Here is a 12637-nt window from a genome sequence, read left to right as displayed (position 1 = left end):
GGAGGTCTAGACCTTGAAGAAATGTTTTCTTTTGATCACATGTCTGCTCATGCTCCTTGGGTTTCCAGTACAAACATTTGCAACTAGCTCCCATCCTGTATCGTCTTTGTCTAAAACAGCATCTGAAGAATATCCCGTCTTAAAAAAAGCAAAACGACCGGAACAAGTAGGTTTTTCTTCCAGGCAGCTGAGGAAGGTTGATCAAATGATTCAAAATGACATCAAAGCAGGATTTCCAGGAGCCGCTCTCATCATTATCAAGGACGGAAAGATCGTCCATCAAAAAGCCTATGGCTACCGGCAAAAATACGATGGCACAACAGAGCTCAAATCATATAAAAAAATGAAAAAGGATACACTATTCGATTTGGCATCTAATACGAAAATGTATGCGACCAACTATGCCCTGCAAAAGCTTGTCTACGAGAAAAAACTTGATGTCAACGAAAAAATACAGACCATCCTTCCAGATTTTCAGGATGAACCTGATGCAAAGGTAACTGGTAAAGACCAGCTCCGGGTAAAGGATCTACTCACCCATTCTGCCGGTCTCCCTTCCAGTGTCTTATTTTATAGCAAAGAATCAGCTGGCTCTTTTTATTCTCAAGATAGAAAAACAACGATGAAATGGCTGCCAAAAGTACCGCTGCAATACAAGCCAGGTACCCAGCACATTTATAGTGATATTGATTACATGCTGCTGGGCATGATCATCGAGAAGAAAACAGGCATGCCTCTTGATCAATATGTCGAGTCAACCATTTATCGGCCGTTAGGTCTCAAACACACAATGTTCAATCCGCTGCAAAAGGGGTTCAAGCCGAAGCATTTTGCAGCAACAGAACGTTTAGGCAATTCACGAGACGGTGTAATCGATTTTGAAAACATCCGACGGTACACCCTGCTAGGTGAAGTACACGACGAGAAAGCATATTACTCAATGGCAGGTATCTCCGGCCACGCTGGACTTTTCTCGAATACCTCAGATATGGCCGTGCTGCTTCAGCTGATGCTTAACAAAGGAGGCTATGGAAAAACAACCATCTTTGATCAAGCTTCCATCGATCTCTTTACAGCCTCCTCTGATACGAACCCAACTTACGGGCTAGGCTGGCGAAAAAACGGTCATACTGACATGGAATGGATGTTTGGAAAATATGCAAGTAACGAAGCCTATGGACATACTGGCTGGACTGGCACAATGACGTTGATTGATCCTAAACACAATTTAGGTGTCGTCTTGCTGACGAATAAGAAACATTCACCCGTTGTTTCACCAGAAACCAATCCTAATCAATTTGAAGGTGACCTGTTCCCAACTGGTACTTATGGAAGCATCATGACTGCAATCTACGAATCTTTTAAGTAAAAGGAGGAATTCGATGTTGAAAGCTCTCTTTCCCGCTGCACTGGTTTTAGCCCTGCTAACCTCTTCCATTCCAACGGAAAAGGTTAGCTCTGCCTCTCTGCCAACCGCTAAACAAATGGTTCAAGACATGTCACTGGATGAAAAGATAGGTCAAATGCTCATGCCGGACTTTCGCAATTGGCAAACAACAGATGAATCCACACCTACAGGCTTCACAAAGATGAATAACGAAGTATCTCACCTTGTAGAAAAATATCATCTAGGTGGTGTCATCTTATTTGCGGAGAATGTCGTTGATACGGAACAAACCGTAAAACTCACCCACGAATTTCAAAAAGCATCACCAAACATTCCTTTACTCATTTCCATTGATCAAGAAGGCGGAATCGTCACAAGGTTACAAAAGGGAACACATTTCCCAGGAAATATGTCGATTGGTGCCTCTAGAAGCAAAAAAAATGCATATGACACAGGAAAAATCATCGGAAAAGAATTAAACGCCTTGGGGATTAATACAAACTTCTCACCTGTGCTTGATGTGAATAACAACCCAAACAACCCCGTCATTGGTGTCCGTTCCTTTAGCTCTGATCCTGCTCTTGTCTCTAGACTTGGCCTTCAAACCATGAAAGGACTTCAAAAGGAAAAGACCATTTCCACACTAAAACATTTCCCAGGACATGGTGATACAGCGGTCGACAGTCACTATGGCTTGCCGCTCGTAGAGCATGACCTAGATCGTTTAAAAAAGGTTGAGCTGTATCCGTTCCAACAAGCGATCAATGCTGGTGCAGATATGGTCATGACCGCTCATGTGCAATTTCCTGCCATTGATGACACAACGTATCGAAGCAAGAAAGATGGCGAGGACATCATGGTTCCAGCAACCTTATCAAAAAAAGTCATCACACACTTATTAAAAGAAGAGATGGGCTTTCAAGGTGTTGTTGTGACAGACGCCCTAAACATGAAAGCGATTGCAGATAATTTTGGACAGGAAGAAGCCATAGTGATGGCCATTAAAGCAGGCGTCGACATCGCTCTCATGCCAGCACCAGTTACCTCATTAAAAACAGAGAAAAACCTGGAGAATGTATTTAATGCGGTCAAACAAGCGATTTTAAAGAAAGAAATTCCGATGTCGCAGATTAACGAATCCGTCGAAAAAATTCTTCAATTGAAAATCAAACGCGGCATTATTTCCTCCAAAAAACCAATCAGTCTTGAGAAAAAAATCAAAAAAGCCACTCAAGTCGTCGGGAAAAAATCGCACCGTCAAGCAGAACAAAAAATGGCACGTGAAGGAATCACCCTGCTTAAAAACAACAAAAAAACCTTACCTTTCAAGCCTAAAAAGAATGACAAAATCGTGGTCATGGCACCTTACGAAGATCAGACAAAAGCAATGTCTGTCACAGTCGAATCTCTCATAAAACAAAAAAAGATCAAGCCTGTACGCATCCAGTCATATGCTTTTGCGGATAAAACGTTCACCAAAGACTCTGCCAAACTAATTCAAGAAGCTGACTATGTCATCACTGGCTCTTACGTTGTCCAAAATGACCCAGCTGTAAATGATGGCGTAATTGATGACAATGTCCAGGACCCAAAAAAATGGGCAACTGCCTTCCCTCGTGCTGTCATGAAAGAAGCAGGAGCACAAAATAAAAAAATGGTCATCATGAGTCTTAGAAACCCTTATGATGCGGCAAATTTTGAAGAAGCTGATGCCTTACTAGCTGTGTACGGTTTTAAAGGCTACTCAAACGGACAATTCAATCAGCCAAATATTCCTGCTGGACTAGAAGTGATATTTGGAGCTGCATCACCTAAAGGGAAACTGCCAGTTGATATCCCATCTGTCACTCATCCAAATCAAACCCTTTACCCATTCGGCTATGGACTCAATTTGAAAGGGAAACAGATCAAATAGGAGGGATTCTCTTGAAGAAAACAGCAAGTTTCATACTCGCAAGCATTCTTATGATGAGCACATTGACCGCCGCCTCTCCCGCAGATCAAGAACGAACAGACACAAAAGGAAAAAAAGCAGCAGTCAAAACAGGGATCGAAACACTACTCTCAAGCAATCTTTCATGGCTAAAAGGGAAAAGGGTTGGTCTCATTACCAACCCGACTGGCATTGATGCAAATATGAAAAGCAGTGTCGACCTCCTATTTGAACATCCAAATATCAAGCTCACTGCTTTATATGGGCCTGAACACGGCGTGCGCGGCGATGCACAAGCAGGAGAAGGTGTCGAATCCTATACCGATGAAAAAACAGGTCTTCCTGTTTACTCTCTTTATGGAAAAACAAGAAAACCAACTCCTGAAATGCTAAAAAATGTAGATGTCCTGCTGTTTGATATTCAAGACGTTGGTACTCGTTATTACACCTATATTTACACAATGGCCTATGCGATGGAAGCCGCTAAAGAAAACAACATTCCCTTTGTTGTACTAGACCGCCCAAATCCCATTGGCGGACTAAAAGTAGAAGGACCTGTTTTAGAGCCTGAACACGCCTCATTTGTAGGGCTCTATCCAATCCCGCTAAGACATGGAATGACTACTGGTGAGCTTGCAAAACTGTTTAACAAAGAGTTTCATATCAATGCTGATGTAACAGTCATCAAAATGAAAAATTGGAAGCGGTCCATGACATTTGATGACACGAAGCTGCCGTTCGTCCTTCCTTCCCCTAACATGCCAACAGTGGATAGTACCTTTGTATATCCTGCCACAGGATTAATTGAAGGCACAAATGTCTCTGAAGGCAGAGGAACGACAAAACCATTCGAGCTCATTGGTGCACCATATATCAATAGCAGCGAGCTGGCAGATCATTTAAATCAGCTAAAACTAAAAGGCGTTCAATTTAGACCTGTGTCATTCACCCCCACATTTTCTAAACATGCCGGTACACTATCTCACGGTGTGCAGTTATACGTCACAGACCGCTCATCTTTTGAAGCGGTGAAAACGGGGTTATCCATCATTAAAGCAATACATGATTTATATCCTAACGACTTTCAGTTCCTTCAAACAGGCAGCTTTGACAAACTCATCGGGAATGGCTGGATGAAAGAAGAAATCAAAAAAGGAACTTCCGTCAAACACATCATGAAACGTTATCATCATGACCTCAAAACATTCGAAAAGAAGCGAAAAAAATATCTCATCTATTAAATCACAAAAAACCCTCCATCCTTTGATAGATGGAGGGTTTTTCATGAGAAAGATTTGGTCACAGCAGGTGCTTTCAACTCAAAACGATTGAGTAAGAAGCCAAATAAGGCAGCAAGCACTTGCTGAAACAGCATGCCAATCACTACAGGAACAGCGACAGCAGGCGGAAAAAAGCTTATGGCAAGCACAGCCCCCGCACTAATGTTTCTCATACCGCCCGTATACACGATGGCCACAATCTCTCCTTGAGTACATTTCATCGCCTTCCCAATCAACCAAGCAAACGCATAACCGCTCATCGCAATGAGAAACACCGTCGCTGCTTTGCTAAAAAATGCGGCATCCAGTTCACGCAAGTATGGCGCAACAACAGAACTGTTAATCGACACCACTACAAACAAGCCTATTTTTGAAAAAGGTGACAGTGTCTGACTGATCTTTTTCGTCACATCAGGCTTTGCATAGTGACGAACGAGCATACCTAAAATAGATGGAAGCACCACCATCCCAAACAGCCCTTTCATGATCGCCACCATGTCCATATGAACTTGTGTACCGGCCAAAAGTGACAAACTGGCTGGCACAATTAATGGCGAAAGCATTGTATCAATTAAAATAATGGATAACGTTAATCCAACATTCCCTTTATACATTGCCGCCCATATTAAACTAGAAACTCCTGTGGGAATCACCATTGCAAGGGTCAAACCAGTAATCGTCATGGCATCACCTGCAAATATGAGATGTCCCGCTGACCAAGCATAAAGAGGCATCAACACATGCAAAATCATAAACGATAAAATCAAAGGCAATGGGTGCATCACCGTATGCTTTAAAGCCGAAAAAGTAGAAGACAAACTCCCTGCAAAGGTCATCACAGCAAATACCCATGGCACTAAAAACGTATAATCCTTTAAGTAAGCCGCCAATAAAACACCGAGTAACACACTAAAAGGTGTAATGAGCGGCATCATCCGGCCGAGCACTTGATTCAAACGCAAAAGCATGCCGGCCACCTCCATCCTTCACTTTCTTACCTTTTCTATTGTAACAGACAGAAAGGCCTTTTTAAGAACCATTCACTTGTTTCACAAGCTTTTGACTTGATGTATCCATTCCAACTACGTCCACCTGGACGCCATTTGCTTGATACCTTTCCTTTATACGTTCTATCGCTGCTACGCCTGATTCATCCCATATACGTGCTTCAGACAAATCAATTACAACAGATTGGAGTTCTTTCCCCTGATGGAAAGCTTGGATCAAGTCAGTGACAGAAGCAAAGAAAATTTGCCCTTTAACTCGATATACCCAAGTACCTGCCTGGCTTTCTTTAGACGTAATATGGAGCTTCGATATCTTTGCGACAAAGAATATCGCACTAAGCAGTACACCTGCAAAAACACCTTTTGATAAATCATGAGTCAACACCACCGTCATGACCGTGACAACCATCACAATAGAATCTGTTTTCGGATTCTTTTTTAGCTGCTGAAAGGAACTCCAATCAAATGTGCCAATGGAAACCATGAACATCACAGCCACTAGAGCAGCCATCGGAATTTGAACCACGACATCACCTAGTACAAAAATCAACACCATTAAAAAAGCACCCGCTACAAAGGTAGAAAGCCGGCCTCGTCCTCCTGCCTTCGTATTAATCACAGATTGGCCAATCATCGCACAGCCAGCCATACCACCAAAGAATCCCGCAACCACATTGGCAATCCCTTGACCTCTCGCTTCCTTGTTCTTATTACTAGACGTCTCTGTCATATCATCGACAATCTGTGCGGTTAAAAGAGACTCAAGTAAACCAACCATCGCAAGTGCTAAAGAATAAGGCAAAATGATAGCAAGTGTTTCCCAGTTAAACGGAACTTGAGGTATCAGAAAAACAGGCAAAGAACTAGGAAGCTCTCCCATATCTCCAACGGTTCTAACATCAATATGTCCAAATACAGCAATTATCGTCATTACAATAATGGCTATGAGTGGGGAAGGTATCACCTTTATCACCATAGGCAATAAATAAATGATCAGCAAGGCACCACCTGTCATCATATACATGGCCATTGATTCCCCAACGAAATGTGGAAGCTGAGCCATGAAAATCATAATAGCCAACGCATTGACAAAACCAACCATGACGGACCTCGGAATAAATTTCATCAAACGAGACACTCGGCACAATCCAAACACAATTTGAATCAAACCCGTCAAAATCGTAGCTGCAAACAAATATTGCAACCCATGATCAGCGACCAAGTTAACCATGACGAGAGCCATAGCCCCTGTTGCAGCCGAAATCATGCCTGGGCGTCCACCAACAAACGAAATCACAATCGCGATACAAAATGATGCATACAAGCCGACCTTCGGATCAACGCCCGCAATAATCGAAAACGCAATTGCCTCAGGAATTAAAGCCAGTGCGACTAATATACCCGCAAGCACGTCCTGACGTACATGTCCAAACCATTCTTGCTTTACAAATAAATCTTTCAAACCATCTACTCCTTTTTATATACATACCGTACATGGAAAAAGAAGATCAACTATACCTGGAGATAAAGAAAGGGAAAACAAACGATACTTCACTTTCGGGGGAAAAGAGGAACGTACAGAGTCTTTTGATATAGAGGATATCACTTTAGTAAGAATAAAAGAAAGAGAATAAAGAATCAAGAACAAAAAGAAGGAAAAGGCGATGCAACAATACTGTGCAAGCCGTTTTATTCGCTTTCCTAATGTCATCAGTCTACTGATCATTGAGCAATTCAGTATATATGTAAACAAACAAAAAAAGCCTTCTCATCATCGAGAAACCTTGTCATATCAACATATAGAGGAAAGCTTCCAAGCGGGCTCGAACCGCTGACCTCTTCCTTACCATGGAAGTGCTCTACCTACTGAGCTATGGAAGCATGGCTCCGCAGGTAGGACTCGAACCTACGACCGATCGGTTAACAGCCGATAGCTCTACCACTGAGCTACTGCGGAATGATAAAGTAACTTCTTCCATTGGAAGGATATAAATAAAAAGCTTGGCGGCGTCCTACTCTCACAGGGGGAAACCCCCAACTACCATCGGCGCTGAAGAGCTTAACTTCCGTGTTCGGTATGGGAACGGGTGTGACCTCTTCGCTATCGCCACCAAACCTGATGGAGAGAATGTTCTCTCAAAACTAGATAACAATGTTCATGCTTCACAAATGAATATAGGTTAAGTCCTCGATCTATTAGTATCTGTCAGCTCCACGTGTCACCACGCTTCCACCTCAGACCTATCAACCTGATCATCTTTCAGGGATCTTACTTCCTTGCGGAATGGGAAATCTCATCTTGAGGGGGGCTTCATGCTTAGATGCTTTCAGCACTTATCCCGTCCGCACATAGCTACCCAGCGATGCCCTTGGCAGAACAACTGGTACACCAGCGGTGCGTCCATCCCGGTCCTCTCGTACTAAGGACAGCTCCTCTCAAATTTCCTGCGCCCGCGACGGATAGGGACCGAACTGTCTCACGACGTTCTGAACCCAGCTCGCGTACCGCTTTAATGGGCGAACAGCCCAACCCTTGGGACCGACTACAGCCCCAGGATGCGATGAGCCGACATCGAGGTGCCAAACCTCCCCGTCGATGTGGACTCTTGGGGGAGATAAGCCTGTTATCCCCGGGGTAGCTTTTATCCGTTGAGCGATGGCCCTTCCATGCGGAACCACCGGATCACTAAGCCCGACTTTCGTCCCTGCTCGACTTGTAGGTCTCGCAGTCAAGCTCCCTTGTGCCTTTACACTCTGCGAATGATTTCCAACCATTCTGAGGGAACCTTTGGGCGCCTCCGTTACATTTTAGGAGGCGACCGCCCCAGTCAAACTGCCCACCTGACACTGTCTCCCTGCCCGATAAGGGCAGCGGGTTAGAAGGTCAATACAGCCAGGGTAGTATCCCACCGATGCCTCCACCGAAGCTAGCGCTCCGGTTTCCAAGGCTCCTACCTATCCTGTACAAGCTGTACCAACATTCAATATCAGGCTGCAGTAAAGCTCCACGGGGTCTTTCCGTCCTGTCGCGGGTAACCTGCATCTTCACAGGTACTATAATTTCACCGAGTCTCTCGTTGAGACAGTGCCCAGATCGTTGCGCCTTTCGTGCGGGTCGGAACTTACCCGACAAGGAATTTCGCTACCTTAGGACCGTTATAGTTACGGCCGCCGTTTACTGGGGCTTCAATTCGCACCTTCGCTTACGCTAAGCGCTCCTCTTAACCTTCCAGCACCGGGCAGGCGTCAGCCCCTATACTTCGCCTTACGGCTTCGCAGAGACCTGTGTTTTTGCTAAACAGTCGCCTGGGCCTATTCACTGCGGCTTCTCGGGGCTTTAACACCCTAAGAAGCACCCCTTCTCCCGAAGTTACGGGGTCATTTTGCCGAGTTCCTTAACGAGAGTTCTCTCGATCACCTTAGGATTCTCTCCTCGCCTACCTGTGTCGGTTTGCGGTACGGGCACCTCTCACCTCGCTAGAGGCTTTTCTTGGCAGTGTGGAATCAGGAACTTCGCTACTAAATTTCGCTCGCCATCACAGCTCAGCCTTTACGGGAAACGGATTTGCCTATTTCCCAGCCTAACTGCTTGGACGCGGATATCCAATACCGCGCTTACCCTATCCTCCTGCGTCCCCCCATTGCTCAAATGGTGAGGAGGTGGTACAGGAATATCAACCTGTTGTCCATCGCCTACGCCTTTCGGCCTCGGCTTAGGTCCCGACTAACCCTGAGCGGACGAGCCTTCCTCAGGAAACCTTAGGCATTCGGTGGACGGGATTCTCACCCGTCTTTCGCTACTCATACCGGCATTCTCACTTCTAAGCGCTCCACCAGTCCTTCCGGTCTGGCTTCACAGCCCTTAGAACGCTCTCCTACCACTGTTCGTAAGAACAGTCCGCAGCTTCGGTGATACGTTTAGCCCCGGTACATTTTCGGCGCAGAGTCACTCGACCAGTGAGCTATTACGCACTCTTTAAATGGTGGCTGCTTCTAAGCCAACATCCTGGTTGTCTAAGCAACTCCACATCCTTTTCCACTTAACGTATACTTTGGGACCTTAGCTGGCGGTCTGGGCTGTTTCCCTTTCGACTACGGATCTTATCACTCGCAGTCTGACTCCCAAGGATAAGTCATCGGCATTCGGAGTTTGACTGAATTCGGTAACCCGGTAGGGGCCCCTAGTCCAATCAGTGCTCTACCTCCGAGACTCTTACCTTGAGGCTAGCCCTAAAGCTATTTCGGAGAGAACCAGCTATCTCCAGGTTCGATTGGCATTTCACCCCTACCCACACCTCATCCCCGCACTTTTCAACGTGCGTGGGTTCGGGCCTCCATTCAGTGTTACCTGAACTTCACCCTGGACATGGGTAGATCACCTGGTTTCGGGTCTACGACCACGTACTCATGCGCCCTATTCAGACTCGCTTTCGCTGCGGCTCCGCATCTTCTGCTTAACCTTGCACGGGATCGTAACTCGCCGGTTCATTCTACAAAAGGCACGCCATCACCCGTTAACGGGCTCTGACTACTTGTAGGCACACGGTTTCAGGATCTATTTCACTCCCCTTCCGGGGTGCTTTTCACCTTTCCCTCACGGTACTGGTTCACTATCGGTCACTAGGGAGTATTTAGCCTTGGGAGATGGTCCTCCCGGATTCCGACGGAATTTCACGTGTTCCGCCGTACTCAGGATCCACTCTGGAGAGAACAACATTTCAGTTACAGGGCTGTTACCTTCTTTGGCGGGCCTTTCCAGACCTCTTCGCTTATATCGTTCCTTTGTAACTCCGTATAGAGTGTCCTACAACCCCAAGAGGCAAGCCTCTTGGTTTGGGCTGTTCCCGTTTCGCTCGCCGCTACTCAGGGAATCGCATTTGCTTTCTCTTCCTCCGGGTACTTAGATGTTTCAGTTCCCCGGGTATGCCTTCTCATACTCTATGTATTCAAGTATGGATACTACTCCATTACGAGCAGTGGGTTTCCCCATTCGGAAATCTCCGGATCAAAGCTTGCTTACAGCTCCCCGAAGCATATCGGTGTTCGTCCCGTCCTTCATCGGCTCCTAGTGCCAAGGCATCCACCGTGCGCCCTTTCTAACTTAACCATTTCTTACTTTAGAAAGAATCACTATGTGTGATGAACTTTGCATTGCATTCAATGTGAATGTATTACTTATTGTTATCTAGTTTTCAAAGAACAATCCTGTCTCGCTAGAGACATGTTTTGAAGGAATGATCCTTCAAAACTAAACAAGACGAAAACGCACGCTGCTCCATATATCCTTAGAAAGGAGGTGATCCAGCCGCACCTTCCGATACGGCTACCTTGTTACGACTTCACCCCAATCATCTGCCCCACCTTCGGCGGCTGGCTCCATAAAGGTTACCTCACCGACTTCGGGTGTTGCAAACTCTCGTGGTGTGACGGGCGGTGTGTACAAGGCCCGGGAACGTATTCACCGCGGCATGCTGATCCGCGATTACTAGCGATTCCAGCTTCACGCAGTCGAGTTGCAGACTGCGATCCGAACTGAGAACAGATTTATGGGATTGGCTAAACCTTGCGGTCTTGCAGCCCTTTGTTCTGTCCATTGTAGCACGTGTGTAGCCCAGGTCATAAGGGGCATGATGATTTGACGTCATCCCCACCTTCCTCCGGTTTGTCACCGGCAGTCACCTTAGAGTGCCCAACTGAATGCTGGCAACTAAGATCAAGGGTTGCGCTCGTTGCGGGACTTAACCCAACATCTCACGACACGAGCTGACGACAACCATGCACCACCTGTCACTCTGTCCCCGAAGGGAAAGCCCTATCTCTAGGGTTGTCAGAGGATGTCAAGACCTGGTAAGGTTCTTCGCGTTGCTTCGAATTAAACCACATGCTCCACCGCTTGTGCGGGCCCCCGTCAATTCCTTTGAGTTTCAGTCTTGCGACCGTACTCCCCAGGCGGAGTGCTTAATGCGTTAGCTGCAGCACTAAGGGGCGGAAACCCCCTAACACTTAGCACTCATCGTTTACGGCGTGGACTACCAGGGTATCTAATCCTGTTCGCTCCCCACGCTTTCGCTCCTCAGCGTCAGTTACAGACCAGAGAGTCGCCTTCGCCACTGGTGTTCCTCCACATCTCTACGCATTTCACCGCTACACGTGGAATTCCACTCTCCTCTTCTGCACTCAAGTTTCCCAGTTTCCAATGACCCTCCCCGGTTGAGCCGGGGGCTTTCACATCAGACTTAAGAAACCGCCTGCGAGCCCTTTACGCCCAATAATTCCGGACAACGCTTGCCACCTACGTATTACCGCGGCTGCTGGCACGTAGTTAGCCGTGGCTTTCTGGTTAGGTACCGTCAAGGTGCGAGCAGTTACTCTCGCACTTGTTCTTCCCTAACAACAGAGCTTTACGATCCGAAAACCTTCATCACTCACGCGGCGTTGCTCCGTCAGACTTTCGTCCATTGCGGAAGATTCCCTACTGCTGCCTCCCGTAGGAGTCTGGGCCGTGTCTCAGTCCCAGTGTGGCCGATCACCCTCTCAGGTCGGCTACGCATCGTCGCCTTGGTGAGCCATTACCCCACCAACTAGCTAATGCGCCGCGGGTCCATCTGTAAGTGACAGCCGAAACCGTCTTTCATCCTTGAACCATGCGGTTCAAGGAACTATCCGGTATTAGCTCCGGTTTCCCGGAGTTATCCCAGTCTTACAGGCAGGTTACCCACGTGTTACTCACCCGTCCGCCGCTAACATCCGGGAGCAAGCTCCCTTCTGTCCGCTCGACTTGCATGTATTAGGCACGCCGCCAGCGTTCGTCCTGAGCCAGGATCAAACTCTCCGAAAAAGTACAAAACCGAAGTTTTGTTTTTCGTCAGCGTTTGACTGACTACCTATGAAGTATCATAGGATTTTTTTATAAAAACTCTAATTAACAGGTACGTTTTGTCTTGTTTAGTTTTCAAAGATCATCTTCGCCGTTCTTAGCGGCTTTAATAATATAACATTTCGCTTCATCTTATGTCAACAACTTTTTTTC

The 12637-nt window shown here is 46.3% G+C and carries 5 protein-coding genes, 2 tRNA genes and 3 rRNA genes; 3 read left to right on the top strand and 7 right to left on the bottom strand.

Annotated features, from left to right (window positions below; all coding sequences use genetic code 11):
* Window positions 1-13: 13 nt before the first annotated feature.
* Genes pbp4b through NST59_RS01000 form a run of 3 tightly spaced genes read left to right on the top strand, consistent with a single transcriptional unit; the run spans window position 14 to window position 4561 of the window.
* Window positions 14-1369 carry a penicillin binding protein PBP4B gene (pbp4b, locus tag NST59_RS01010; RefSeq protein WP_151283945.1) on the top strand — a complete coding sequence of 452 codons (1356 nt, stop codon included), beginning with the start codon at window positions 14-16 and terminating at the stop codon, window positions 1367-1369.
* A gap of 13 nt (window positions 1370-1382) precedes the next feature.
* Window positions 1383-3302, top strand: coding sequence for a glycoside hydrolase family 3 protein (locus tag NST59_RS01005; RefSeq protein WP_341039654.1), 1920 nt, complete (start codon window positions 1383-1385; stop codon window positions 3300-3302).
* A 50-nt stretch (window positions 3303-3352) separates the two neighbouring features.
* Window positions 3353-4561: an exo-beta-N-acetylmuramidase NamZ family protein gene (locus tag NST59_RS01000; RefSeq protein ID WP_410170437.1), complete on the top strand. Its 1209-nt coding sequence runs from the start codon at window positions 3353-3355 to the stop codon at window positions 4559-4561.
* A gap of 41 nt (window positions 4562-4602) precedes the next feature.
* On the opposite strand, the gene NST59_RS00995 is transcribed toward NST59_RS01000, so the two are convergent.
* The 7 genes from NST59_RS00995 to NST59_RS00965 all read right to left on the bottom strand — a co-directional run bounded on the left by NST59_RS00995 (window position 4603) and on the right by NST59_RS00965 (window position 12445).
* Window positions 4603-5568, bottom strand: coding sequence for a bile acid:sodium symporter family protein (locus NST59_RS00995; protein WP_242056724.1), 966 nt, complete (start codon window positions 5566-5568; stop codon window positions 4603-4605).
* Window positions 5569-5629: 61 nt separating this feature from the next.
* Window positions 5630-7069, bottom strand: coding sequence for a SulP family inorganic anion transporter (locus tag NST59_RS00990; RefSeq protein WP_341039650.1), 1440 nt, complete (start codon window positions 7067-7069; stop codon window positions 5630-5632).
* Window positions 7070-7415: 346 nt separating this feature from the next.
* Window positions 7416-7488: transfer RNA gene (locus tag NST59_RS00985), tRNA-Thr, on the bottom strand.
* A gap of 1 nt (window position 7489) precedes the next feature.
* Window positions 7490-7564: transfer RNA gene (locus NST59_RS00980), tRNA-Asn, on the bottom strand.
* Between the two features lie 42 nt (window positions 7565-7606).
* Window positions 7607-7722: ribosomal RNA gene (gene rrf / locus NST59_RS00975) — 5S ribosomal RNA — on the bottom strand.
* 61 nt (window positions 7723-7783) lie between these two features.
* Window positions 7784-10714 (bottom strand): 23S ribosomal RNA (locus NST59_RS00970).
* 182 nt (window positions 10715-10896) lie between these two features.
* Window positions 10897-12445 (bottom strand): 16S ribosomal RNA (locus NST59_RS00965).
* Together the 16S, 23S and 5S rRNA genes with 2 tRNA genes alongside form the textbook arrangement of a ribosomal RNA operon.
* Window positions 12446-12637 lie beyond the last annotated feature (192 nt).

The organism is Bacillus sp. FSL R5-0439 (assembly GCF_038008805.1).
Taxonomy (GTDB): Bacteria; Bacillota; Bacilli; order Bacillales; family Bacillaceae; genus Bacillus; species Bacillus safensis.
This window is presented reverse-complemented; position numbering and strand designations above follow the sequence as displayed.